This window comes from Bradyrhizobium sp. 45 (genome assembly GCF_023073155.1).
Taxonomy (GTDB): Bacteria; Pseudomonadota; Alphaproteobacteria; order Rhizobiales; family Xanthobacteraceae; genus Bradyrhizobium; species Bradyrhizobium canariense_D.
This window is the reverse complement of sequence record NZ_JADPIX010000143.1, coordinates 616,826-642,233: the sequence shown is the minus strand read 5'-3', so window position 1 is coordinate 642,233 and position 25,408 is coordinate 616,826. Positions and strand designations below refer to the sequence as shown.

25 protein-coding genes and 2 pseudogenes are annotated in these 25,408 nt (G+C 62.0%); 7 read left to right on the top strand and 20 right to left on the bottom strand.

The window, feature by feature from the left end; translation table 11 throughout:
• The first annotated feature begins 15 nt into the window (after positions 1–15).
• The 3 genes from IVB42_RS35490 to IVB42_RS35480 all read left to right on the top strand — a co-directional run bounded on the left by IVB42_RS35490 (position 16) and on the right by IVB42_RS35480 (position 2,053).
• Positions 16–441, top strand: coding sequence for a hypothetical protein (locus IVB42_RS35490; protein WP_244560462.1), 426 nt, complete (start codon positions 16–18; stop codon positions 439–441).
• A gap of 5 nt (positions 442–446) precedes the next feature.
• Positions 447–602, top strand: a complete 156-nt coding sequence (locus tag IVB42_RS35485) for a hypothetical protein (RefSeq protein WP_240543190.1) — start codon at positions 447–449, stop codon at positions 600–602.
• Positions 603–850: 248 nt separating this feature from the next.
• Positions 851–2,053, top strand: a complete 1,203-nt coding sequence (locus tag IVB42_RS35480; protein WP_247370646.1) for a hypothetical protein — start codon at positions 851–853, stop codon at positions 2,051–2,053.
• Between the two features lie 306 nt (positions 2,054–2,359).
• Here the strand turns inward: IVB42_RS35480 and IVB42_RS35475 are convergent, their stop codons facing one another.
• The 6 genes from IVB42_RS35475 to IVB42_RS35450 form a co-directional block, all read right to left on the bottom strand.
• Complete coding sequence (locus tag IVB42_RS35475; protein WP_204510827.1) at positions 2,360–3,985, bottom strand: FGGY-family carbohydrate kinase; 1,626 nt, start codon at positions 3,983–3,985, stop codon at positions 2,360–2,362.
• A gap of 24 nt (positions 3,986–4,009) precedes the next feature.
• Positions 4,010–4,738 carry an SDR family oxidoreductase gene (locus IVB42_RS35470; protein ID WP_085350868.1) on the bottom strand — a complete coding sequence of 243 codons (729 nt, stop codon included), beginning with the start codon at positions 4,736–4,738 and terminating at the stop codon, positions 4,010–4,012.
• Between the two features lie 27 nt (positions 4,739–4,765).
• Positions 4,766–6,022 (bottom strand): sugar ABC transporter permease, encoded by a 1,257-nt coding sequence (locus IVB42_RS35465; protein WP_247393660.1) that lies wholly within the window; start codon positions 6,020–6,022, stop codon positions 4,766–4,768.
• A complete protein-coding gene (locus IVB42_RS35460) occupies positions 6,019–6,843 on the bottom strand; it encodes an ATP-binding cassette domain-containing protein (RefSeq protein ID WP_247393663.1) in 825 nt (274 codons plus the stop codon). Before IVB42_RS35460 ends, IVB42_RS35465 begins: the two co-directional genes overlap by 4 nt.
• A 60-nt stretch (positions 6,844–6,903) precedes the next feature.
• Positions 6,904–7,977 (bottom strand): sugar ABC transporter substrate-binding protein, encoded by a 1,074-nt coding sequence (locus IVB42_RS35455; RefSeq protein WP_247393665.1) that lies wholly within the window; start codon positions 7,975–7,977, stop codon positions 6,904–6,906.
• A 206-nt stretch (positions 7,978–8,183) separates the two neighbouring features.
• Positions 8,184–9,071: an AraC family transcriptional regulator gene (locus IVB42_RS35450; protein WP_247393667.1), complete on the bottom strand. Its 888-nt coding sequence runs from the start codon at positions 9,069–9,071 to the stop codon at positions 8,184–8,186.
• A gap of 170 nt (positions 9,072–9,241) precedes the next feature.
• Here IVB42_RS35450 and IVB42_RS35445 point away from each other — a divergent pair.
• Positions 9,242–9,415: pseudogene (locus IVB42_RS35445) on the top strand (acetyl-CoA C-acetyltransferase); the annotation flags it as partial.
• Between the two features lie 18 nt (positions 9,416–9,433).
• Here IVB42_RS35445 and IVB42_RS35440 read toward each other — a convergent pair.
• The 7 genes from IVB42_RS35440 to IVB42_RS35410 all read right to left on the bottom strand — a co-directional run bounded on the left by IVB42_RS35440 (position 9,434) and on the right by IVB42_RS35410 (position 15,455).
• On the bottom strand, positions 9,434–9,730 hold the full coding sequence (locus tag IVB42_RS35440) for a YciI family protein (RefSeq protein ID WP_247393670.1): 297 nt from the start codon (positions 9,728–9,730) through the stop codon (positions 9,434–9,436).
• A 147-nt stretch (positions 9,731–9,877) separates the two neighbouring features.
• A complete protein-coding gene (locus tag IVB42_RS35435) occupies positions 9,878–10,888 on the bottom strand; it encodes a nitronate monooxygenase family protein (RefSeq protein ID WP_247393673.1) in 1,011 nt (336 codons plus the stop codon).
• A gap of 22 nt (positions 10,889–10,910) precedes the next feature.
• Complete coding sequence (locus tag IVB42_RS35430; protein WP_247337499.1) at positions 10,911–12,098, bottom strand: acetyl-CoA C-acyltransferase; 1,188 nt, start codon at positions 12,096–12,098, stop codon at positions 10,911–10,913.
• 14 nt (positions 12,099–12,112) lie between these two features.
• Positions 12,113–13,243: an acyl-CoA dehydrogenase family protein gene (locus IVB42_RS35425; protein ID WP_018458776.1), complete on the bottom strand. Its 1,131-nt coding sequence runs from the start codon at positions 13,241–13,243 to the stop codon at positions 12,113–12,115.
• A 23-nt stretch (positions 13,244–13,266) separates the two neighbouring features.
• Entirely contained in the window at positions 13,267–14,448 is a 1,182-nt protein-coding gene (locus IVB42_RS35420; protein ID WP_247393679.1) for an acyl-CoA dehydrogenase family protein, read from the bottom strand.
• 9 nt (positions 14,449–14,457) lie between these two features.
• Positions 14,458–15,195, bottom strand: coding sequence for an SDR family oxidoreductase (locus tag IVB42_RS35415; RefSeq protein ID WP_085362432.1), 738 nt, complete (start codon positions 15,193–15,195; stop codon positions 14,458–14,460).
• A gap of 14 nt (positions 15,196–15,209) precedes the next feature.
• Entirely contained in the window at positions 15,210–15,455 is a 246-nt protein-coding gene (locus IVB42_RS35410; RefSeq protein WP_247393682.1) for a hypothetical protein, read from the bottom strand.
• Between the two features lie 228 nt (positions 15,456–15,683).
• Here IVB42_RS35410 and IVB42_RS35405 point away from each other — a divergent pair, with 228 nt between their 5' ends.
• Positions 15,684–16,427, top strand: a complete 744-nt coding sequence (locus IVB42_RS35405; protein ID WP_247393684.1) for an SDR family NAD(P)-dependent oxidoreductase — start codon at positions 15,684–15,686, stop codon at positions 16,425–16,427.
• 1 nt (position 16,428) lies between these two features.
• Positions 16,429–17,106 (top strand): glutathione S-transferase family protein, encoded by a 678-nt coding sequence (locus IVB42_RS35400; protein WP_085350860.1) that lies wholly within the window; start codon positions 16,429–16,431, stop codon positions 17,104–17,106.
• Between the two features lie 33 nt (positions 17,107–17,139).
• Here the strand turns inward: IVB42_RS35400 and IVB42_RS35395 are convergent, their stop codons facing one another.
• Both IVB42_RS35395 and IVB42_RS35390 read right to left on the bottom strand, forming a co-directional pair.
• Positions 17,140–18,339, bottom strand: coding sequence for a CaiB/BaiF CoA-transferase family protein (locus IVB42_RS35395; RefSeq protein WP_247393692.1), 1,200 nt, complete (start codon positions 18,337–18,339; stop codon positions 17,140–17,142).
• Between the two features lie 99 nt (positions 18,340–18,438).
• Positions 18,439–19,071, bottom strand: coding sequence for a 2-hydroxychromene-2-carboxylate isomerase (locus IVB42_RS35390; RefSeq protein WP_018458769.1), 633 nt, complete (start codon positions 19,069–19,071; stop codon positions 18,439–18,441).
• Between the two features lie 239 nt (positions 19,072–19,310).
• Between IVB42_RS35390 and IVB42_RS35385 the strand changes: the two genes are divergently transcribed.
• Entirely contained in the window at positions 19,311–19,823 is a 513-nt protein-coding gene (locus IVB42_RS35385; RefSeq protein ID WP_018458768.1) for a helix-turn-helix domain-containing protein, read from the top strand.
• Positions 19,824–19,849: 26 nt separating this feature from the next.
• On the opposite strand, the gene IVB42_RS35380 is transcribed toward IVB42_RS35385, so the two are convergent.
• The 5 genes and pseudogenes from IVB42_RS35380 to IVB42_RS35360 form a co-directional block, all read right to left on the bottom strand.
• On the bottom strand, positions 19,850–21,652 hold the full coding sequence (locus IVB42_RS35380) for an AMP-binding protein (protein WP_247393695.1): 1,803 nt from the start codon (positions 21,650–21,652) through the stop codon (positions 19,850–19,852).
• A gap of 58 nt (positions 21,653–21,710) precedes the next feature.
• A complete protein-coding gene (locus IVB42_RS35375; RefSeq protein ID WP_247393697.1) occupies positions 21,711–22,910 on the bottom strand; it encodes an ABC transporter substrate-binding protein in 1,200 nt (399 codons plus the stop codon).
• Between the two features lie 430 nt (positions 22,911–23,340).
• Positions 23,341–23,718: pseudogene (locus tag IVB42_RS35370) on the bottom strand (efflux RND transporter permease subunit); the annotation flags it as partial.
• Positions 23,719–23,788: 70 nt separating this feature from the next.
• The gene (locus IVB42_RS35365) at positions 23,789–24,244 is read right to left on the bottom strand and encodes a nuclear transport factor 2 family protein (RefSeq protein ID WP_018458764.1); all 456 of its coding nucleotides are present in this window, start codon (positions 24,242–24,244) and stop codon (positions 23,789–23,791) included.
• A 39-nt stretch (positions 24,245–24,283) separates the two neighbouring features.
• On the bottom strand, positions 24,284–25,390 hold the full coding sequence (locus IVB42_RS35360; RefSeq protein ID WP_247370660.1) for an efflux RND transporter periplasmic adaptor subunit: 1,107 nt from the start codon (positions 25,388–25,390) through the stop codon (positions 24,284–24,286).
• Between the last annotated feature and the right edge of the window lie 18 nt (positions 25,391–25,408).

Sequence of the window (25,408 nt, the reverse complement as noted above, 5' to 3'; positions counted from 1 at the left end):
AATATGACGGTCACCTTGAACGGCGACAGCGCCATAGCCGGCGCGACCTTGTCGGGGGACTCGTCGACGTCCCTGATGGATCTTACCGAGGGCGGCGACGATGTCCTGACCGTCAAGATCGAAGGCCAGTACGCGGATGCGGTCTCGTCAGTGTACGGCGACGCGCCGATCATGGCCGGTCATTCTCATGGTGGCAACGATATCAATGGCGGCGTCGGCCGGGATTTCATGTATGGCGATGCAGGAATCTATGAACCGGCGGCGCCAGGCTCGATCACCGGCGGCAGCGACACGCTGAACGGCGGATCGGGCGACGACTGGATGTGGGGCGGAGGAAACAGCGACTTCTTCGCCTTCAGCACCGGCTCCGGCAACGACACGATCGCCGACTTCGATCAGGGCACAAGGCCGTCGGCAGCACCGCAGCGGAACACGATCTGATCGATGTGCAGGATTACGGCTTCGCGGACTGGGCGGCGCTGTCGAGTCTGATCAGCGACAATGCTTCCGGCGATGTCGTGATTCATCTCTCCGGCAACGACTCGATCACGCTGGACGGGATTCACGCGGCGAACCTGCATCCGACCGACTTCATCATCTGAGGGAATAAATCAAAGCGGCGATGTCGTACCCCGACGCGCGGGGCGACATCGCAATCGCGAGTGCGCAACGACCAGTTTCGCCGCACGGCGCAGCGAAGCCTGTCGCGAACAAACTCTGTCCCGAATTCCAGCAAATCTCCGCCATCGACCAAAACTAGATTCGTCTCCGTGAAGCGTGGTCACAGCACGTCGCGCAAGAGTTTTGCCGATGTCAGGCCCGCCTCCGACAATGAAATGGGAGTTACGCCATGCAGCATCTGCCGAACGACACCATCGACATCCTGCTCGACCAATTTGGCCAAATCGAAACCGTCATCGGAGATCCGAACTTTCCGACCACCACGGACGCCTGGGGCGGCAACGACACCGTGACCGCAACCATCACTCAGCCCGAAGCAGAGGTCACGATCTTTGGCGACGACAACACGACGCTGCATGGCCAGTCCCACGGCGGCAACGACACGCTCACGGTCAACGTCAACTACGGCTGGAACGCCGCCCTCGTGGTCGGCGATGCCCAGGCGATGACCGACGACGCCAAGGGCGGCAACGACACGATCGATACCCAAGACCACTCGATGTACACCAACGTGCATGCTTTCGGCGATGTCGCCGGCGACATGTCCGGCAATTCGCACGGCGGCAGTGACACCATCACGGGCGCTGTGGGCTGGCGAGGCTTCGACAATGTGTACGCCGGCGATGCCGGTGGCTCCATGAGCGGCACGGCGCAGGGCGGCAACGACACGCTCGACATCAGCTTGAACACCCGGGAGGGTTCAGCGAGAGCCAGCGGCGATGCCATCGGCTCCATCAGCGGCGATGCGCATGGCGGCAACGACAACATCATCTTGACCATGAGCGGCGAAAACGTCTGGGCCGGTGCGTCGCTGTCGGGAGATTCCTCCACGTCCCTGACCGACAACGCACAGGGTGGCGACGACATCCTCAAGGTCAAGATCAGCACCGAGTACACCGACGATGCGCGCGATCTGCTGTTCGGCGACGCTCCGACCATGTCCGGCAATGCCCATGGCGGCAACGATATCCTCACCGGCGGAGCGGCCACCGACTTTCTGTATGGCGATGCGAAGGTCTATGATCCCGCAACACCGGGCTCGATCACCGGCGGCAAGGATATGCTCAACGGGGGCGCCGGAAATGACCAGCTTTCGGGCGGCGGAAACAGCGACACCTTCGTCTTCAACACCGGGTCCGGCAACGACCTCATCACCGACTTCGATCAAGGAAACAAGGCGGCCTGCAGCACCGTGACCGAGCACGATCTGATCAACCTGCACGATTACGGCTTTACGGACTGGACGGCGCTGTCGAAGCTGATCAGCGACAATGCCGACGGCGATGCCGTGATTCATGTATCGGCGAGCGACACCATTACACTCGACGGTGTCCACGCCGCGAGCCTGCACCCGACCGACTTCCTCATCTGAGAAAAGCAGGCATCTCGCCCCGCCTACAGCGGGGCGAGACCCGGGTTCCTCCCCGCCCACAGGATCCCTTCAGCCGCCCCCTGACGCTGGCCACCCGCCTTTGGCCGCGACGAGCGAGTTGATGTCGTCGAACTTCTCCGTCAGGTCCGCGACCAGATGCGTCGTGCCGGGATGTAGCGGTCCTGCCTCATTGGCGGTCACCGTTCACGAACTTGCCCCATGGGCTCTCCGAACCGCGGATAGTCTAGGATCGCGGCTCGGCCCGGGTCAGATGCCGTGCTTGGTGCCGGGTCCAGTTGGCAAGAGCTAAGAAGCTCTTCTAATTGCCCGGCCGACCTTCTGCAGAGCCTCGAAGGCTCCCATGCGCTGATCAACCCAGCCTGCCAAAGCGGCCTGGGGTTGATGGATGTCTCCCAAGACCGACATCGCCTGCATCGCCTCACTGAGGTCGGAATGGTCGCCCGAGGCAACTGATCCAAGCATCGCGGAGCCGAGCAGGACGGCCTCCGGAGAGGCTGGCGCAGCGACCGTCAAACCCGTCATATCGGCGAGGACCTGCCGCACGAGGCGGCTCTTTGCGGCACCGCCGCTGACCACGATCGTATCGACCGCAATGCCCTTGTCTTGCTGAGCGCGAACGATCTGCCGGGCCCCGCAGCCGAGGCCGCAAAGCCCTGCAAGATAAAGCGCGAGCAGACTCTCCAGATCCGAGCGCATATCAAGGCCCGCAATCAGTGCGCGCGCGCCGGGATCGGCGAACGGCGCTCGATTGCCGAGGAATTCGGGGACGACATGAAGCTGGCCGACCAAATCCGGGAGCATTTCGGCACCGCCGCGTGATTCGATTTCCGAGGCAAGCCAATCGGCAAGCGTCTGCTGCTTCTGGCCCGCAGCCTGTGTCGCTTGCGCGGAATTCGGATGCATCTGCAACAGATGCTCGATCGCAGCGCCGGCGGCCGACTGTCCGCCTTCATTGAGCCAAAGCCCAGGCACCATGGCGGAGAAATAAGGTCCCCAAACGCCAGGGACGAAGGATGGGTCCGGTGTGGTCGACATGGTGCAGGCGGACGTTCCGAATACATAGGCCATGCGCGTGAGCACCGTACCCGCCGCTCCGCGCGCCCCCACCGTACCAACCCCGCCGGCATGTGCATCGATGAGGCCGGCGGCGACCGGCGTACCCGTCGCGAGTCCGAGATCGGCCGCGGCCTTCGCCGTCAGGCCCGCTGCCAGCCTGGTCCCGCCGGGCACGATCTCGGTGCCGATCCTGCGGAACTGCTCATCCGGCAGCACGCCGAGGCCAATCCTGCGGAAGAATTGATCGTCCCAGCGGTCTTCGTGGCCCAGATAGGTCCACTTGCACGTCACGGTACAAATGGAGCGGGACAAACTCCCTGTTGCACGCCAAGTGAGAAAATCAGTCAAGTCCATAAACTGCCACGCATGGGAGAACGTCTCGGGCATGTTTTCGGCGAGCCACAACAGTTTCGGCGTCTCCATCTCGGGAGAGATCGTTCCGCCGACATAGTCGAGAACTTTCTCGCCCGACTGGTTGATACGGCGCGCCTGATCCGCAGCGCGGTGATCCATCCATACAACGACGTTGCGAGCAGGATCGCCGGACGGCCCGACGGGCAGCGGCACACCCGCCTCGCCAAGCACCACCAGCGAGCAGGTCGCGTCAAAGCCGATGCCAGCGATACTGTCCGCCGCGATACCCGCCTGCACCACCGCGCTACGCACGCTGCGGCATACGGCACGCCAGATATCCTCGCTCGACTGCTCGACCACGTCGCCAGCCTCCCGCCAAAGTGCAACAGGGGCGCTGTCACTCGCCAGGAGCCTGCCGGAGCGGTCGAAGAGTCCGGCCCGTGCGCTGCCGGTGCCGACATCGATGCCAAGGAAATGGCGGTTATCGGGTTGCTTGTTCATCTCAGGATCGCCGATCGGAAGATGTTACAGATCGTTGCTCTGCGGCAGAATGACGAGGTCGCGGATGGTGACGTTTCTCGGGCGCGTCAACATGAAGAGCACTGCCTGCGCGACTTCCACGGGCTGCATCAAGCCACCGGCCGCCATTTCCTCCTCGATCTTCTCTTTGGGCCAATCCTTGATGAGCGCGGTCACGACTGGACCGGGCGCAACGGCGCCGACGCGCAAACCGTGTTTCGCGACCTGCCGGCGCAGAGTATGCACAAAAGCCTGCACGGCGTGCTTGGACGCGGTATAGATCGGTTCCCAGACGACAGGCACGAGACCTGCGATCGAACTGGTGACGATGATGTCGCCGCTCTTGCGCTCAACCATGTGCGGCAGCACCGCATGGATCGACCGGAACAGCGCATTGACGTTCAAATTGAGCATGCGGTCCCACGCGTCGGGATCGCCGCCAAGCACCTCGCCGCCGACATAGGCACCAGCATTCGCATGGAAGATGTCCAGTTGACCCGCTTTCTCCAGCACCTGCGGCATCATCTCTTCCATGCTCAGGGGATCGGTGAGGTCGATACGTAAAGGAATCGCCTGATCGCCCAGCGCAACGCAGGCGCTGCTCAGCGCCTCCTCCGCCCGATCGATCAGCACTACCCGCGCGCCGGCCCCGATCAATGTTCTAGCGCATTCGAGACCGATGCCCGATGCGGCGCCGGTGATCGCCGCGACTTTTTCTGCAAGTTCCTGGGCCAAGGCTTGTCCTTTTCCTATGAGAGTTGTTCAAGCTCGGCCGTGGGAAAGGCGCGAGCGCCGTGCCAGCGAATCGACGATGACTGCAATGGCAAGGACTGCGCCCGTAATCATGTACCGCAGCGACGAGGAGAGATCGAGCAGCGTGAGGCCGCTCGCGATGGACTGGATGACGATGACGCCGAGGAGCGCGGAATAGGCGCTCCCGCGGCCGCCAAACAGGCTCGTGCCACCGATGACCGCGGCGGCGATCGCGTTGAGGTTCACATCCCCGGTCCCGGCCTGCTGGCTGGAAGATGCCAGCCGCGCTGCGGCCAGAATGCCGCCGGCAGCGGCCAGCGTGGAGCACAACATGAATGCGGTCGAATAGACCCGGCGAACGTTGATGCCAGCCCGACGGGCCGCCTCGCGATTGCCGCCGACGGCAGACATCGAGCGGCCCCATTTGGTTCTCGTCAATGCGTAATTCATGATCACGCACAAGCCGACGAACAGACCAAACATCCAGGGAATGCCGCGCCCGAGATTGAGATAATAGACAACGAATTCGAGCACGATGGTGACCAGCAGCGCCTTCAGCACCATGCGGCCAAGCGAACTGGCCGATAGCCCCGCCGCCCGCCGGCGCGCGGCCGTTCGGTAGCCGGTCACGAACATAACCACGCTCGCGACCGCCGCCAGCACGTAGGATACGATCGACGGCATGACGAGCATCTGTCCGAAATTGACCAGCGCCGATCCATACGGAAGGTTGATCGAGCCGGAGGAGCCGAGCAGATACAGCTGCAGGCCGAGCCACGTCAGCAGGCCGGCCAGCGTCGAGACGAAGCTCGGCATACCCAGACGATTGAACAAAAATGCATAGAGCGCGCCGATGGCAGCGCCCAGCACCAACGCCGTGACGATCGCCACGGCGACCGGCCAATCCTGAGCGACCCAAAGCACGCCGACGAGCGCCGAAGAGAACCCGCTCACCGATCCGACCGACAGATCGATCTCGCCGACCATCAGGATACAGACGATGCCCAGCGAGATCACACCCACTGTCGCGCAATCGAAAAGCAAATTGACCAGATTGTTCGGCGCGAAAAAAACAGGGTTGAGAGTCTCGAACGCCGCGCAGATGACGATGAGCCCGACGACCACCGGCAGCGATCCGAGATCACCCGACCGCACACGGTCCACAAAGGCGCCGATCATGTTTCCAAGCGTGTCCGCGTGCTTGACTCGTTCGTCACTGCGGTCGAGCAACCGCGCCGTCGAAACCTGTTGCGTGTCGTCGGTCATCGCCCAAGCTCCGGCGACTGAAGGGCGCGGCGCCGCCTGGCGCGGCGCGAGACAGAATTTTCGTCCGCTCCGGTAATCGCCGTAACGAGATCCTGATTGGACACGTCGGGATCGAACTCGCCGTTGTTGCGACCGAGGCGCAGCACCACGATCCGATCGGCAACCGCGCGGACGTCCTCCATGTTGTGACTGATCATGATGACGCCGAGACCGCGTGCGCGAACGCGTTCGACGAGGTCTAGCACCTCAGCGGTTTGGGCAACGCCGAGCGCCGCAGTCGGCTCGTCGAGCAGAATGAGTTTCGGCTCAGTCAGCAGCGAGCGCGCGATCGCCACGGTCTGGCGCTGTCCGCCGGAGAGCGACGCCACGGGCTCTCGCACGCTCGGGATCCGCGCTGACAGCTCGTTGAGCAAGGTCCAGGCGCGAAGCTCCATGGAGACCTCGTCGAGCCGCAGCGGGTTGAGCTCGCGGCCGAGGAAGATGTTTGCGACCACGTCGAGATTCTCGCAGAGGGCCAAATCCTGGAAAACGGTGGCGATGCCGAGGCCGAGTGCCATGGATGGGTCGGACAGGACAACATGTTCACCGCCGAACGTGATCGTTCCGGAGGTGGGTTGGTGCACGCCGGCAAGGATCTTCACCAGCGTCGATTTTCCTGCACCGTTGTCACCCACAAGCGCCACGACTTCGCCGGCATGCACATCGAGATCAACATCGGTCAGGGCGGACACGGCGCCGAAATGCTTGGAAATTCCGCGAAGACTCAAGACCGGCTTGCGCGGTCCGCCCTGCGCGTCATCGGCATCCGAGATCGTGGTCATGTCCCAATTCGCCCTCTCATCCTTCGCCCCGGCCGCCGGAAGCGGCCGGGACCGACGTCGTCACTGCGTGATGCCAAGCTTCTTGCAACCCGCGGCATATCGGCCCGTGCAGAGCTGATCGGCCGTCTGGATCTTCTTATCGATAATCTCCGCCTTCAGGTTCTCCTGAGTGACGACGGCCGGCACGAACAACTTCGATGGCGCATTGAATAGCGTAGCTTCCGCCTTGGGCATCTCTCTGGAGAGGAATTTCACCGCCGCTTGCGCCGCAGCAGCTGCCACGATCTCACTGGGTTTGGAGATCGTGTTGTACTGATCGCCTGCGATGACGAGCTGAAGCGCGGCAATCGTCGCATCGTTGCCCGTCACCGGCGGCACCGGCTCGATACCTGCGGCCTTGAAGGCGGCAATTGCGCCACCGCCCGTGCCGTCATTGGCAGCTACGACGCCGAGGATCTTCTTGCCGAAGCGGGTGATCTGGCCACTCGCCCATTGCTGCGCCTTCGGCGGCGCCCAGTCCGGCGTGTCGTATTCGGCCAGAATTGGATAGCCGCTCTTATCAAGCCCCTCGTGGATCCCCTTCTTGATGAGTCCCGCAGCGGCATCGGTCGGCGATCCATTGATTTCGAGTACGCCTTCGCCCTCCTTCGCCGTCGCGTTGGCGGCCTTAAGATGCTTGACGAACGATTCGGAGATAGCCTTGCCGATGGCTTGATTGTCGAAGGACACGTAAAAATCGACCTTGGCGTCGGGGACCGGCCGGTCATAGGCAATGACCTTGATGCCTTGCGATTGTGCCATCTTGACCAGGGATGCCGCGGCAGTGGAGTCGACGGAGTCGAGCACGATTACCTTGGCGCCCTGCGAAATCACCGAGTTGAATTGCTGTTGCTGCCGCGCGGCATCCGCGCTGGCGTTCTGGTAGATCACCTTGCAACTGTCGCACAGCTTCTTCATCTCTGCGACGAAACCCGGATAATCATGTTGTTCATAGCGGGTGGAGGCCTGGTCCGGCATCAGGAAGGCGACGGTCGCGTTCTTCACCTCTGCGGCCCGCGAAGAAATGGCTGTTGTGCCGAGCAGCGAGAAGGCTATGCCAATTGTGCCCGCATATTTAGCAGAGAACTTTCTCATTTCAGATTTCCTTTCCAGACTGGGTGTCAGGGTGTCGTCGTTGATCCTTCGAAGTCAGGCCCTCGCTGCTTCCGTTTCCGACGGCACGATGAGCGCCGGTGCTCGGAGCCGCGCAGAATTCTGGTCGAACGATTGCTGTCGCGGACCGCCGTCGGCGTGTCCGCGTCATTCTTCCGTAACGATCCTCCTTCTTTGCTCCTATGCGGCTAGGCCGCGTGCGCCGCATCGATGTTGTGCGCCAACAATCGTCTGAAGCGCGAAGGGGGCATGCCTTTCTCGGCCAGGAACTGCCGGTTAAAATTGGAGAGATTGTTGAAGCCGACCTCGAAGCAGATGTCGGTGATGGAAGCCTGCTCGTCGCTCATCAATATCTGACAAGCGAGATTGATACGCAGCCGCTTAACGTATTGCACCAATGACATGCCCGTGTGCCGGCGGAACGAGCGCGAAAATGCGCTTTGCGATTGACCGGCGATCGCAGCAAGCTCCGCTTCGCCGAAAGGTTGCGTCAGATTCTTCCGGATGAATGCGAGTGCCTTGTTCATTCCCACCGACATGTAGCCAGACGGATCGGGCAGATAGTTTGGGCCGGACAGCGGACGCGCCTGTCGGGCGGCGCGACAGAGTATCCCCAAGATCATCAAGAATAGCTCGATCCGGCGCACGCCGTTCGCCGTGACGATCTCCTCCATGAGTGGGACGAGCGCATCGCTCGTGCTGCGGGTGAACAGCGCACCACGCCGGGAAAAATCCAGCAGTGCGGCAAGGCCCGAAAGCTCAGGCATGACCTTCATCAGGTCGCCGATGAATTCTTCGCTGAATTGAAGGATGCGTCCGCGTAGCGGGATGGCGCACTCTGCCGGCAGATCGCTCACCCAATTGTGCGGCAAATTGGGGCCGGTGAGCACGAGATTACCTGGTTCGAAGTCGCCGATGAAGTCACCGACGAAATAGCGTCCGCCGGTGGCCACGACCTGATGGAGCTCGTACTCGGGATGGAAATGCCAGCGGACGGTGTGGAATGGGTAGCCGTGCGACCACGCCTTGAATGACTCGCCGCGCCGTATCTGGACAACTTCCAGGTCCGGTTCCATGTCCGCTCCCTTCAGGCCGGTGCGGCTTGTAATGATCCGCCTCCGCTCCCTTATCGGCTGATTGGTTCAGCGCTTCCTCTCGTTGGCAGAGTAGCGACCAGTACCTAGGCACGCCACCACCATTTCAGATGTGAACTGATACTTTTTTGACGTGCAGCACGCCGTCCGGCCAAGTTCCCGGATTGAAGGCAGCGTTCCGCACCAACGGCACTATTACGCCGGCCGCCTCCCCCGCCAATGCCGACGGCGCCGCGGCTCCCATCCTTGCAAAACGCTGTCTCGCCGATCGCGATGGCCTACCCGTGCTGGCACAGATCAAAGGTCATGCCACCCACGCTGCCAAATTGGTCCAGGGGAGGATCTCAGCCGCGCGCCTTCATATACATCATCGGGTAATGCTCATAGTGGCCGGCGCCGTTCTTCACGACAGGATCTTCCGAGGTGACCGCCTCGATGTCGAGATCGTCCGGGATCTGATAGAGCGACACGCCATAACCGCCACGCGGGTCCGTGACGGGACCGTGCGCGACGATCTGCCCCTTTGCGAGCAGATCATCCAGGAACGCACCGTGCTGCTTCATCCATTGTTTCTCAGCGGCGCTCATGGTCGCCAGGAAATCCGCCCGGGGCGGAATGTACTTGCAGAGATAGTACTTCATTGGCCGCTCCTCGGTGAAAACGACATTTCAGCTTGCTTGTCGGCCTGCCCCCCCAACTTGAGAGATCAATCGGTCACGCCGATCCGCTGCTCAATGCGATCAGCGAGCATTGATCTCGGCACTGAAGCTCTCGCATGCAAACCTTTGTCAAACAACGGCGCGCGTGGCCAGATCGGCGACAGTACCGTCAAGAAATCCAGTCAGCCGCTGCCGGATGATCTGCTCGGCTTCCCTCATGATGCGGTCGATCAGCTCCTTCACCGTCGGGATATCGTGGATCAGTCCGACCACCATGCCGCAGCTCCAAGCACCGGCATCCATGTCACCATCGACCATCACCCTGGGGTAGACACCCGCGACCTGCTCATGGATGTCCTCGATCTTGAGGCTCGCCCCCTTCTCGCGCTCGACCTCGAGCAATTGATCGACACCCTTGTTCTTCAGCACGCGCTCGGTGTTACGCAGCGCGCGCATGACCAGCACGGTATCGAGTTCGGTGGCTTTGACGAGGGCCTGCTTGACGTTGGCGTGGACGGGAGCTTCCCTGGTTGCGACGAAGCGGGTACCCATGTTCATGCCGGCGGCGCCCATCGACAGCGCAGCAACGAGGCTGCGCGCATCCGCCATGCCACCCGACGCCACGAGCGGAATCTTCAGTTCATCCGCCGCGCGCGGCAGCAGGATCATGTTCGGGATATCGTCCTCGCCGGGATGGCCGCCGCATTCGAAGCCGTCGACGCTGACGGCGTCGCATCCGATCTTCTCGGCTTTCAGCGAATGCCGCACCGAAGTGCATTTGTGGATCACCTTGATGCCGGCAGCCTTCAGCGCGGGCATGTACGCTTCCGGGCTGCGGCCGGCGGTCTCCACCGCCTTGACGCCACCTTCCTTGATGGCGGCGATATATTCCGGATAAGGCGGTGCAGTGAAGCTCGGCAGGAAGGTCAGGTTCACACCGAACGGCTTGTCGGTCATGTCGCGACAGCGCGCGATTTCCTTCGCCAGCAGCTCCGGCGTCCTCTGGGTCAGGCCGGTGATGATGCCGAGACCGCCGGCATTCGAGACCGCGGCGGCAAGCTCGGCAAAGCCGACATAATGCATGCCGCCCTGGATGATCGGATGCTGGATGCCGAACAGTTCAGTGATTGCTGTCTTCACGTGCGCTTTCTCCGCTTTCCGATCAGTTGACGAGTTCAAATAGGCCGGCCGCGCCCATGCCGCCGCCGATGCACATGGTCACCACGCCGTACTTCGCCTTGCGCCGCCGCCCCTCGATCAGAATATGGCCCGCAAGCCGGCTGCCCGTCATGCCGTAGGGATGGCCGATCGCGATCGAGCCGCCATTGACGTTCAGCTTGTCCGGATCGATGCCGAGCTTGTCGCGACAGTAGATCACCTGGACAGCATAGGCTTCGTTCAGCTCCCAAAGATCGATGTCATCGATCCTCAGGCCGTGGCGCTTGAGAAGGCGCGGGATCGCCGCGACCGGACCGATGCCCATTTCGTCCGGCTCGACTCCGGCGGCGACGAAGCCGCGGAAGATGCCGAGCGGCTTAAGGCCCTTCTTGGCGGCGGTCTTGTCGCTCATGAGCACGCAGGCCGATGCTCCGTCGGAGAGCTGGCTGGCATTGCCGGCCGTGATGGTCTTGCCTTCGAATACCGGCTTGATCTTCGCCAGTCCTTCCGCCGTGGTCTCGGGGCGCGGCCCTTCGTCCTTCGACAGCGTCACCTGCTGATAGGAGACCTCCCTGGTGTCCTTGTTGACGACGGCCATCGTCGTTGTGATCGGGACGATCTCGTCATTGAAGCGACCGGCCTGCATCGCGGCACCAATGCGGCGCTGACATTCGAGGCTGTATTCGTCCTGCCGGTCGCGACCGATCTTGTAGCGCTCGGCGACAATCTCGGCAGTGTCGAGCATCGACATGTACATCTCGGGCTTCATCGCCATCAGCTCGTCGTCGACGGCGTGGAACCTGTTCATGTGTTCGTTCTGCACCAGGCTGATCGATTCGATGCCGCCTCCGATCGCGATCTCGACGCCATCCAGCATAATCGAGCGGGCCGCGACCGCGATCGCCTGCAGGCCGGAGGCGCACTGCCGATCGATCGTGGTGCCGGCGACGGTGACCGGCAGGCCGGCACGAACCGCCCCCTTGCGTGCGACGTTCATCACCATGGTGCCCTGCTGCATCGCGCAACCCATCACCACGTCTTCGACCTCGTCCGGCTCAACGCCCGCGCGCCTCACCGCTTCGGCCATCACATGGCCAGCCATGGTCGGCCCCTCGGTGTTGTTCAGCGCACCGCGATAGGCCTTGCCGACGCCGGTGCGGGCGGTGGAAACGATAACTGCCTCTGTCGTCATGGCTGCCTCTTTGGTTACGCTGCCGCGTCGAGCTGCACATAACGCAGCAAGTGGTGAGCGGGATCGCCGAACTGGATATTGATCGAGGAGATTCGCTTAAAGTAGTGACCGACGTTCAATTCGTCGGTCATGCCCATGCCGCCGTGGAGCTGCACCGCCTGGTCGGCGATGAACTTGCCGGCATAGCCGACCCTCGACTTGGCGCCGGAGGCGAGGCGCGAGATGCCACTTTCGCCGGCACCGAGGCTGAGACTGAGATGCTGCATCAGGGAAAGCGCCTCCTGATGCGCGATGAACATGTCGACCATCCGGTGCTGCAACACCTGGAAGCTGCCGATGGTGACGCCGAACTGCTTTCGGGCCTTGGCGTATTCCAGCGTCGCAGAGTTCAGTTCGGCCATCGCGCCGACCGCCTCGGCGCAGAGCGCGCCGATGGCCCTGTCGCGGCAGCCTTCCAGCAGGGCGACGCCTTCGCCCTCGCTGCCGAGCAACTCGCCGCGCACATCGCGGAAAGTGATCTCCGCGGCACGGCGGCCGTCGATGGTCTTGAAGCTCCGCAATTCGAGATTCGCCGCCCGGGCGTCGACGACGAACAGGCTGACGCCGCCACAATCGTCGCGCTTGCCGGCAGTCCGGGCGGAGACGATGAGATAATCGGCCCAAGGCGCCGCTATGACGGCGGTCTTCTCACCACTAAGCGTGTAGTCCTTTCCCTCTCGCCGCGCCGTGGCCGCGACATTGGCGAGATCGAAGCGCGAGTTTTTTTCGGTCCAGGCCAGCGCCCAGATCTTGTGTCCGGCGATGATATCGGGAATGAAGGCCTGCTTCTGCTCTTTCGTCCCTGCCTGCTCGATCAAGCCGCCGACCAGCACGACCGTCTCCACGTACGGCTCCACGACAAGGTGGCGGCCGAACTCCTGGGCAACGATCATAGTAGAGAGCGGGCCGCCACCAAGTCCGCCGCTCTCCTCGGAGAATGGCGCGGCGAGCAGGCCGAGCTCCGCAAAAGCGCCCCACTGCTTGCGGCTCCAGCCCTCTTCGCTGGCCACGATCTTGCGGCGCGCCTCGAAGCTGTATTGGTCGCGTAGCATACGCTGTACGCTGGAGCGCAACAGTTCCTGCTCTTCCGTGAACTGGATATCCATCCGATCCTCTTGTTGCGCTGTTGCTAGAGACCGAGCACCGCTTTGGCGATGATGTTGCGCTGGATCTCGTTTGATCCACCGTAGATGCTGAGCTTGCGCGCGTTCAGGTATTTCTCCGACGCTGTGTGGCCGTAATCGGCACCCGGCATGAACTGGTTTGCGCCCGACGGTTGCTCGCGAAGCGCCAGGCCATAGTTGCCGATGGCACGATGTGTGAGCTCGGTAATGCCCTGGAAGATCTCGGTGCCGCGGATCTTGAACAGCGAGGCCGCGGGCCCCGGATCGATGCCGCGCGCCATCTGGGCAACGACCCGCAGCTCGGTGGCCTCGAGCGCGAGCACATCGAGCTCGAGCCGGCCGATCTCCTTGCGAAATTCGAGATGCGCCGGATCGTCCGCTGCGATCTCCGCTTTCACGATCTTCTTCAACCGGTCGAGGTAGCGCGTCGACCGGCCGATCCCGGCCATGCTGGTGCGCTCGTTGCCCAGCAGGAATTTTGCGTAGGTCCAGCCCTTGTTCTCCTCGCCGATCAGGTTCTCGACGGGAACGCGGACATCCTCGAGGAAGACGTCATTGACCTCGTGCGAACCGTCGATCGTGATGATCGGACGCACGGTCACGCCTGGCGACTTCATGTCGATCAGGAGGAACGAGATGCCCGCCTGAGGCTTGGCGCTCGAATCAGTACGCACCAGGCAGAAGATCCAGTCGGCGTGCTGCGCCAACGTTGTCCAGGTCTTGTGACCGTTGACGATGTAATGGTCGCCGTCGCGCACAGCCTTGGTCCGGACGGTGGCGAGGTCTGAGCCTGAGCCCGGCTCGGAATAGCCTTGGCACCACCAGTCTTCACCCGACAGTATCCGCGGCAAGAACTTCTGCTTCTGGGCATCATTGCCGAAGGTGTAAATGACCGGACCAACCATGGTGACGCTGAACGCCAACGGCGGCAGCGTCCCGGCCCGGCTGGTCTCCTGCTCGAAGATGAAACGCCGGGTGATCGACCAGCCGGGGCCGCCAAATTCCTTGGGCCAAAGCGGCGCGATCCAGCCCTTCTCGTAGAGAATTTGGTGCCAGAGCAACGATTGCTCTTTGGTCAGGTCGGTCTCCGGATTAGGGACCCGCATTTCCTTCGGATAGTTTTCGGCGATGAAAGCGCGCACCTCATCACGGAAGGCCGCATCTTCGGGAGGCAGTGCGAGTTCCATCTGCGCTTCCTACCACTTCTCACCGAAGGGGCGGATTTCCAGCTCAAAGGTCCAGGCGCTCTTCGGTTGCTGATACAGCTGCCAATAGGACGCCGCGACCGAGGCCGGCGGCATCAGCAGATCCGGATCGTCGAGCGCATTAGGCCCGAGCGCTTCCAGGCGCCGCTGGCGGACCCATTCGGTGTCGACGCCGGAATCGATAACGAGGTGCGCGACGTGGATATTCTTCGGGCCGAGCTCTCGCGCCATCGCCTGCGCCACAGCGCGCAGCCCGAATTTGGCACTGGCAAAGGCGGCATAGCCGCTGCCGCCGCGTAAGGACGCGGTCGCGCCGGTGAAAAAAATGTTGCCTTGCCCGCGCGACAGCATCAGCCGGGCCGCCTCGCGGCCGGCGAGGAAGCCGGAGTAGCAAGCCATCTCCCAGACCTTGCGAAACACGCGCTCGGTCGTGTCGAGGATCGGGAAGTTGACGTTGGCACCGATGTTGAAGATGCAGACATCCAGAGGCGCGTGCTTGTCGGCGTCGCTCAGGAAGGAGACGATCTCCTCCTCCTTGCGCGCGTCGAGCGAACGTGCGTGGATCTCGCCGCCGGCGGCCTCGATCTCCTTGACCAGCGGCGCTAGCTTGTCGCCGTTGCGGCGACCCGCGAAGACAGTAAAGCCCTCGGAGGCAAATTTCTTGGCGATCTCGCCGCCGATGAAATCGCCCGCGCCGATCACGGCGACGGTTGCATTTCTCTTTTTCAAGGAACTTCTCCCAGTTAGGTTAGGCGCGCTGTGTGCGAAGCTGTTCTATCGGCCCTGGTGGACCACGTTTTTTGAGCGAGACCAGAACGATCGGGATTCGCCATCGCGCCGATCGAGGCTACCATGGTCGTGGCGCAGTCCTCGATCGGCCCGATCTGGTCCACCGCTTTGGCAAGATGGCGATCTGTCGATTGGTCGATGCGGCCAGCAAACCGAAAAGCGGTTTGATCGAGACCGAGTGCTTGCGACAGCTTCGCCACGACTAACCGCCTCCCGACTGAAAAACATCGGCGCCTTTTTCAGCATTGCGCCCCGAGGCGGAACATGCGTTCTTTTTTAGAACTCGTCAATCGCTATTTTATTATCGCGGTCAAATCAGAAAACGGCAAGCTCACTGCCCTACTTCAGCGCTCTGAGAACACCGTTTACAACCGGACTTCCAACCGATACCCATACCGTATCAAATAAGAACTTATGGGAGAGGCAGCATGGGAGAAAGTCGCGGGGTCGCGATGCTGGTCGGCGCGGGTGATGCCATCGGCGCTGCCGTTGCGCGGCGGTTTGCCAGCGGCGGCTACACTATTTGCATCTGCAGACGCGATCCGACCAAATCTCAGGCGCTTGTCGACGAGCTCAGGGCGAAAGGCCACAACATCCACGCCTTCAGCGTCGACGCCCGTCAGGAAGCAGAAATCCAGAAGCTATTCGCGGGCGTCGAGCGTGACATCGGTCCGATCGAGATCTGCCTGTTCAATGCCGGTTCGAACGTCAACAAGCCCCTGCTGGAGACTACCGAAAAGCTCTTCTTCAAGGCCTGGGAGCTGGCCTGTTACGCCGGCTTCCTGGTCGGACGCGAAGCCGCGCGCGTCATGCTGCCGCGCCGATGCGGCACCATTCTTTTTACCGGTGCGACCGCAAGCATCCGGGGCAGCAAGGGATTTGTCGCGTTCTCGTCGGCAAAATTCGGCCTTCGCGCGCTGGCCCAGGCGATGGCGCGCGAGCTCGGGCCCAAGAACATTCACGTCGTCCATCTCATCATCGACGCTGGCGTCGATAGCGAGGCTATTCATCAGCGCATGAAAGCGGCCAGGGGGATCGAGGCCAGTGAGATCCCGCCCGACAGCCTGACCAAGACCTCCTCAATTGCCGAAGCGTATTGGTTTGCCCATCAGCAAAGCCGCGACGGCTGGACCCATGAACTCGATCTTCGCCCCGCCGTAGAGAAATGGTGACATGAGCGACAATCCAGACCTCACTTTGTGGGGCGTCGGGACAAGCCGCACCGTTCGGCCGCACTGGGCGATGCACGAGCTGGGGCTGGCCTACGAGATCAAACCGATCGGCCCACGGACCGGCGAGACCAAGACCGCCGAATATACCAGGCTCAATCCGCGCCAGAAGATTCCGCTGCTGCAGGACGGTGATTTCCGCATCGGCGAGAGCGCCGCGATCGTCGCTTATCTGTCGCGGATGTACTCGACGCCGGAGCGTGCCTTGATTCCGGAAGCCACGCGCGACTATGCCGCGTGGCTGGAATGGTGCTTCTTTATCGTCACCGAGCTCGACTCCACCAGCCTGTACGTGATGCGCCGTCACAGCGCCGATGCGCTCGGCCCGATCTACGGCGTCGCGCCGGAGGTCGTAGCTCAAGCCGCAGAATACTTTCGGGCGCAGCTGCGCCATGTCGAGGTCGCGCTGGCCGACGGCCGACATTTTATCATGGGCGAGCGATTCAGCAGCGCCGACATCCTGCTGACGACGTGCCTGGACTGGGCGATCGCCTACGGGGTAGGCATCTGCGACAATGCGCAGCCCTATCTCGAGCGCATGCGAAGCCGGGAGGCTTACCAGCGAGCGGTTGCCGCGAATGCTCCGCGCGCACCAATTAAACCGACGCCTGCCAAGGCCTGAGAACCGTTCGCCGGACGCGCGAAGCGCTTCGACCTACATGGCCACGCCTAGCGTCCGTGCAGCGACCATATCGTCGATCGCGCCATCATCGTAGCCCAGTTCGCGCAGCACCTCGCGCGAGTGCTCCCCGACGCGCGGGGCCGGTCCGCCGATGGCAGCCTGGTTGACCTCGAAGCGGGCCGCGGGTTTGGGCTGGCGCACACGACCGACCTTCGGTTGGTCGAACTCCGCGATGATTCCTCGCGCCACGACCTGCTCATTGTGGATGATCTCGCCGCGCCGCAGGATCGGCGCGCAAGGGACATCCGCAGCGTCCAACCGCTCCAGCCATTCGGCGGTCGTGTGCCGGCCGATATACTCCGCCATCTTGTTGATGCGCGCCGTGGCGTTCACCGAACGCGCGGACGGGGTCGCAAACCGGGCATCGTTGGCGAGCTCGGGATCGCCGGACGCGCGGCAGAAGCCCTGCCATTCGGAATCTGAGATGGTGCCGGCCGTGATGTAACCATCGCTGGTCTTGAACACGAGATCCGGGCGGTCGTTGGGATCGGCGGCAGCGGCCTCGGCTCCGACCACCGTGTACTGCATCATGCCTTCCGGCCAGAGGTAGGAAATCATCGCGTCCAGCATCGCGACCTGGATATGATCCCCCTGCCCCGTCTTCTCACGCGCGTAGAGCGCCGCCGCCACCGCCTGCGCGGTGAACACGGCGGTGGTCTTGTCGCACACGATGGTGCGGATCATCTGCGGGCGATTGGTGACCGGCTGCGACTGGATATCGGCAAAGCCCGACAGGCCCTGAATGATTGGATCGTAGACGCGCTTCTTCACATAGGGCCCGGTGTCGCCGACGCCGCTGATCGAGACATAGATCAAGCGCGGATGACGCTGGCGCAGTTCTTCGACGCCGAGGCCGAGGCGCTCCATGGTGCCGGGCCGGAAGTTCTGCACCAGAACATCGGCCTGCGCGACCAGCTTGGCCAGCACCTCGTGCCCGGCGGGGCTCTTGACGTCGATCGAGAGCGAACGCTTGCCGCGGTTGGACGAGATGAACAGCGCGGAGAACTCGCCGTCCTTGTCGATGGTGGCCCGGCTGCGACGGGTGATATCGCCACCGATCGGCTCGATCTTGAGCACGTCGGCGCCCTGGTCCGCCAGAAACATGGTCGCAAACGGGCCCGACACCACGCCGGTCAGATCGAGGACACGAACGCCGCTAAGCGGACCAGCCATTTCACTCTCCCTGGATTGTTTTTCTGCCGACGGGCTGAGGATAAACTCCGGCTTACCGTCAGCCCTTCGCCTCAACCCGCACGGACCGCAAGTCGGTAACTAGCCGGTCTTGGAAACGGGCTGCCGGGTCTGTTCGACGATCGATTCCTCGACGTCCCGGAGTTGATCCTTGCCGAAAAACATCTCCTTACCGACGAAGAATGTCGGCGAGCCGAAGGCACCGCGGGCGACCGCGTCATTGGTCAGGTCAATCAGCTTCTTTTTGACGTCATCCTGCTGCGCGCGCGTAACCAGCCTGTCGATGTCGATCCCCGAGGAGGCAAATGCGGTCCGGAACACTTCGGGATCATCCATCTTCTTGGGCTCCTCCCACATGTGATGATAGGCGGCGCGGAAATAGGGTTCGAATACGCCTTCGAACTGGGCCGCGACGGCGCCGCGCATCAGCATCAAAGTGTTGACTGGAAAGAAGGTATTCTGACGAAATTTCGTGATGTTGTGGCGGCGGATAAACCGCTGGGTCTCGAGCGCCTGGTATTCCGGCTTGTTCTTGATCCCGCGAAGCGAGTCGAACGGGGACATGTTGCCGGTCGCCTTGTAGATCCCGCCGAGCAGGACCGGGACGTACTCGAATTTTACCCCGGTCCGCCGCTCGATCCCGGGGATGGCGACCTCCGCCAGATACGCGTTTGGGCTGCCGAAATCGAACTGGAATTCAACCTTGAGGGTCATGACCGCTTTCTCCCGCAGAGCGTATTGGATGGTCAGGGACCGGCGATCCAATCGCATGGCTTGCCTGTTCTCACTTCTACAGTTCTAAAAACGAACTGTCAAATTCGGCTAGATTTATGCTGGTTTGACCGTTTCATCGGGTATTGTTTGGAATTCAGTACCTATCTAGAATGCAAGGCAAACATGGCGGCCTCGGCAGCGATTCGAGCGGGTCTCGCTGGGATGACTGGAGAATACGGATGAAGTGGAAAGAACTGGAGGAAGAGCCGTGTTCGATGGCCCGAACCATCGGCGTGATCGGTGACCGCTGGACCCTTCTGATCCTGCGCGAATGTTTTTTGCGCACGCGGCGCTTCGAAGGATTCCAGTCGGCGCTCGGAATTACACGTCATCTCCTCGCCGAACGGCTGAAGAAGCTGGTCCGGCAGGGCATTCTGCGCCGCATTCCCTACCAGGAGGCGCCAAAGCGGCACGAATATATCCTGACCCAGAAGGGTCTCGATCTTTATCCGATCATGATGGCGCTCGTGCATTGGGGCGACACTCACATGGTCGACGAGCGCGGCCGGCCGCTGCTGCACCAGCACCGCAAGTGCGGAAAGGACTTCGACCCGGTCATGGTGTGCTCTGAATGCGGCGAGCCGCTCTCGGCCAAGGAGGTTCATACCCATCCAGGCCCCGGCGCCCAAAGCCCGCTGACGACAGCCGCACCTGACAAGCCGAAGGCAAAGGCGCGCCGCAGCGCCGCTTGAGCCGGCCACCGGCGTCAGGCACTGAATCAGACTCGAATCACGGCTGCGTCGGGTTCGTTGCAGTGGAGACGGTCCGCTTGTTCAGCCCGGTGCTTGAGCACAGCACGTTGATTGACATAGGCCTTGTCGGTGATTTCTCCCGCGGCCAATGAGGGCGGATCCTTCAGCAGGGTGAACGTGCAGATTTTTTCGCTGCTTCCGACGGCCTCATTGTATTCCTGCAAACGATGTCTCAGGAATTCGATCACCTTGGGGTCGCAGGTCAAATCCGCAGCCGGCGCGTTCGAAATCCGCGCCGCCTCGGTTGGATTCAGCCAGCATAGCAGCGCGCAGGCATCACGGTTTTCTCCGGCAACGACAATGTCCAGTAGGACGCCGCGCGTTGCGGCCAGGATGGCGGCACGCATATTGCCGATCGCAACCCAGGTGCCGTTCGCGAGCTTGAAGTTCTCCGAAATTCTGCCGGTGAAACGCAGACCGAACTCCGGCTTCTCGGGATCGATAAACGACACGGTGTCGCCGATGCGGTAGAACCCCTCCTCGTCGAAAGCCTTCTCCGTCAGATCGGCTCTGCCGAGATAACCGGGGGTGACGTTGGGGCCCTTGACCCTGGCCTCGTACGTGTCGGAAACAGGGATCAGTTTCAGCTGCACGCCCGGCGCGGGAAGGCCAATCTCGCCCGGCCGATCCGTTGCCCAATGCGTCGTGCTGATTGTCGGCGCCGTTTCGGTCGTCCCGTACCCCGACATCACCGGAATCCGCCGGCCCGTGACCGATGAAGTCAGCCGATAGAGTTTTTCGAGCGTTCCTTGCGAAATGGCAGCCCCCGCGTAGCTCAATCGATCCAGCCGTTTGAAGATGCTGGCGCCGAGGGCGAAGTCGTTCTCGATGGCATCGCACAACAGGTTATAGCCGGCGGGAACGTTGAACATCGCCGTCGGCGAGATCTCCTTGAGGTTCGCCACCGATTTGTGAAAGAGCTGAGGCAGCGGCCGACCGTCATCGATGTAGAGCGTCCCGCCGTTCCTGAGAATGCCGTGAAGAATGACGTTGCTGCCCATCGTATGGTGCCACGGCAGCCATTCGACCTGAACCGGCGCCTCCGGAGGCGACACCAGCAGGCTCCCCATTTGCAGCGAGCTCGCCATCATGCGATGCGTGTTCAGCACGCCCTTTGGCAGGCCGGTCGAACCGGAGGTGAAGAGAATTTTTGCAGCGGCGTCGCTGGGAATTGCACCCGACGCACGCGTGAATCCTTCACGGTCCGTTCGATCCGTCAGGACCCGGAAGGGCGTCGTCTCCGGCGCGCCATCGACGCTGATCCAGGTCGAGTCTGCCAATTCGGGAATGGAACGGGCCGCGGAAAAGTCGCGTCCACTCTGAACGAAAACGAAGTTCGGACGCAGCACCTGCGCGATGTCCTTGAGGCGCGCAAGGCCGCCGGGCATCAGCGTGTAGTTCGGCGATATAGGCGCCAGAATGACACCTATCGACATCGCCGCAAAGGAGATCACCGCGTTCTCGATGGAGTTGCCCGAAAGCACTGCCAGCCTGTCAGCCGGCTTTGCGCCCATGTCGATCAAGCTCTGGCCGACCGCCTGCACCTGCGACCATGCCTCGCTATAGGTGATCTCGTCCCATCCCCCTTTGGGATTGCGTTGCGCGAGGAATATTCTGTCCGGAGCCGCGTTTGCCCAGCGCGGCAGAAAATCGGTGACGCGCCAGTCGCATGGCCCCAATTCGAGCGGCGACCTCAATATGAGCGTGCCGTCGGTGCGGCGCTCGACAGAGAGCTCCCGTGGCGCAAACGTCAATGGCTTCGCCGACATCGAAAACGATCTCCTGAATTACCGCGGATGGATAGAACGGGGCGGGCTGCGCCAAGCGTCACTCCGACCTGGCGTCCAAGACGTCTCCGAACGCTTGCCACGTCGTGCCGGTCCAGCGCTGCAGCCGCATCTGCGTCCAGATCATGTTCTCGGTCTCGCTCGTGTTGACCTTGATCCCGGGCAGCACAGTCGGAACGACGACGTCTTTCAGGTTCTTCGCCTGCGCCAGAATATTCTTCCGCGACAGATCATCACCGCATTGCTTGAGGATCCGCTCGAGCAGGACGCCTTGCTGATAACCGGTCAGATAGCTGCCGTTGGTGATATCGGCGCCCATCAGATACTTTTCGAAAAACGCCCGGTAGGCCTGCATACCCGGGTCGTCTTTCCATGTCTCGTCCAGGACGTCCTTGTTGGTGGTCCCGACCATCACGCCGACCGATTTGTCGAGGCCGGCCGGTGCGAGCGTGCCTCCGACCGATCCGGACGGGAAATTGATGATTACGGTCGCCTTCCAGCCAATCACCGAAGCTTGCCGGATGGCCTGCGCCGCAAACTTCGGCGTCCCGGCGATCACCAAGGCCTCGGCACCCGAGCTCTTCAGATTGGTAATCTGTGAGTCAATCGTCGGTTCAGTGACCTCGTAGGAAGCACTGACGACCTTGCGGTCGAAATCCTTGCCGAGAAACGCCTTGAAGGCAGCGACGTAATCTTTGCCAAGATCGTCGTTCTGATAGAGGATGGCATACTTGGCGTTCGGTAGCGTTCTCGTCAGGTATTTGGCGTAGATTTTTCCTTCGGTGTCGTAGCTGACAAGACCCGTGGTGATCAGCGGGTAATTGGCGACGTCCGTGAACTTGGACGAGCCGCTGACGATGGCGACACTCGGTACCCCTTTGGCCCTCAGGTATTTTGCAGTGGCCGAGATGCCGGGCGTGCCGAGCTGGCCGAACATGAACGACACTTCGTCGCTTTCGACCAGCTTGCGGACGTGCTCCACCGCTTTGGGAGGACTATATCCGTCGTCATAGGCGATGTAGTTGATCTTGCGTCCTTTGACGCCGCCGCGGTCGTTCAACGCCTGAACGTAGGCCATGAGCCCCTTGCCCACGAGACCGATCGATGATGCCGGTCCGCTGAAGGGAAAAACCCCGCCAATCTTGATTTCGGTAGCAGAGATTCCCGGCTCGTCGGCGGCGAATGCGGGACCACTCAGGAATAGAGCCAGAGCCGCGACGATCTTCCATCTCACCAGCATTGCGTCCTCCCAAACTTGCACCCCTTCTCGAGTGTGCGGCTTTGTTTTGTTGCGCCGGTGGCGGCTCGTCGCGCCCTTTGCGAAGAGGCATCGCGCAGAACAGGTCCAGCCGTAAATCCGGCACGTCGCGGCCGTTGCGTTCGGCCATCTCGTGCGCAGCCTACAGTTCTTTTTTTGAACTCGTCAAGCGATTAGATGCTCACGTGCCGTGACTTGGACGACAGGCCCCGTCCTCGTACTTGGAAATAATTTGGTCTAGATCCTGCGTATAAGGCCGCGTTTTCGGCTGTTCTAGGACAGGATCGCTGGCGCATTTCCATGCTGCTGCACACATTCTTTTTTTGAACTATAAGGCCGCCGCGAGACCACGCAGTGCCTGGCTTATCTAGCCAGGCACCCACGGCGCAGCAGGGATAGATTTCGCCGAGCCCTACTCGGCGGCGATTGCTGTTCGCAATTCTGCATCCTTCGCCGAACGCTCATAGGGGGCTGGCTTGATGCGAAACCAGGCCACATAAAGCGCAGGAAGGAACAGCAGGATCAGGACCTTGCCAACTGCCGTGCCGCCAATCAGCGTATAAGCCATCGATCCCCAGAACACGGAATGCGTCAGAGGAATGAAGGCCAGCACGGCGGCAAGTGCGGTCAGGATCACCGGCCTGGTGCGTTGCACGGTGGCTTCGATGACGGCGTGATAGTCATCGAGGCCGGCAGCACGATTCTCCTTGATCTGTTCGGTCAGGATCAGGGTATTGCGCATCAGGATGCCTGCCAGTCCGATCAGGCCAAGAATGGCGTTGAACCCGAACGCAGGATGATGAAGACAGGGTAACGGCCCGTTCGCGAACGGCGATCGCGGAAAGATTAAGGTTCATCTGCTAACTTACAATTGGCTGGGCGGCAGCTTCCTTGAGGCCAGCTGCCGCTTGGGCGGCAAGCCCGCGCGCGGCTTCCTGTGAATCTTGAAATTCCTCGAGGGCATGGACTCTGCCCCACCGCAGGGTGAACACGTGGAGACCGCGGTTGACGTACGAGCCGTCGCCATCGAGCAGCGTTGCGGTGCCGTCCCATTCGACAAACACGGTGGTGTTCCAGGGCCAGCCCTTCACCCAGACGTTGTTGACCCTGATATGGAGCGTGGGCAGGACGCGTCCGAGCCGCTCGAACCAGCGGCGCAGGGCCGCTTTGTCGTGGCGCTCCCCGCCCAACGCGTGATGGCCGGAAACACGGTGATGGATGTGCGGCGCGACCGCCTTCACCGCTTCATCCCAGCGATGGTTGTTGACATGGTCGAAGGTCTTTCGGATTTCCTGCTCGACGATGTAGCTGTACATGTGCTTCTCCAGCGGCTGGGGCGGAACGATTGAGACTCTTCAGTTGCTCCGGCTTTCAGCGGCGGTCCTGACACGAGCGCCCTCCTGCAGGAGGTGAGCGCCGAGCGAAACAATTGGATCACCAGAATTCAAGCCGGAGATCACGGCGGTTTCGTCGGTCACCCGAACAAGCTTGATCGGCCGAAAGCGTACGGTTGAGGTGGCGCTGTCGAGGATCCAAACTCCGGTCTTGCGGCCATCATCGAGCACTGCTCGGAGCGGCACCTGAACTTGCGGCTCGCTCGTTTGGCTCGGTAGCCGAATGGTCACCGTCGCGCCAAGTGGTGCGGCCGCGGCTTCACCGTCCAGGACATACCGGGCTTCATAGGTTCGGGTCTGGGCATCGGCGGCGTCGGACAATTGCCGCAAACGCGCCGTATAGCGCCACCCTTCGGCTGCTCCGTACACGCTGGCCTCGGCCACGGAGTCGATTGCCGGCCGGATCGTTTCAGGGAGCGCGACCACCGCCTCGCGAGGACCGGCCTTGGCAATCCGAACAACCGTCTGGCCGGCCGAAACGACCTGCCCGGGCTCGCCAAGCGTTTCGACCACCGTTCCGTCCGCGTCCGCGACCAGGATCGAGTACGTCGCCTCGTTCTCGGCAACCCGTGCATCGGCTTCAGCGCTCGCAAGCTGCGCCTCGGCCGTATCCAGCGCGGCCTTGGCTTGCTCGTAGCGCTGTCGGGAAGCCCAGCCGTTGCTCACCAACTTGGCGTATCGCGGTTCGTCCGCTTCGGTCTGCACGACGGACGCGCGCGCGGCAGCAACGGCGTTGCGCTTCGCCGTGACCGCAAGACGAAGGTCGGTTTCGTCGATCCGCATCAGCGGCTGACCGGCTTTGACCTGCTCACCGGTATTCACAAGCCGCTCCACGATCTTGCCGGGAACGCGAAAACCGAGGCTGCTCTGCACCCGCGCCCCGATGATGCCGGTGAAGCCACGCTCCGATCCGGTCACCCGCGCCGCGGCCGCGATCCTGACGATCGGGGCTTCTTGCCTCGGATCGCTCACGGCCGAGGCCGCCGGCGCGCGAAGCGTAACGAATGCGGCCACCGCGCATCCCGCGATCAGGACGCTCCCCAGCACGATCATCTGTCGCTTTTTCATAACGTGGCCTCATGCCAG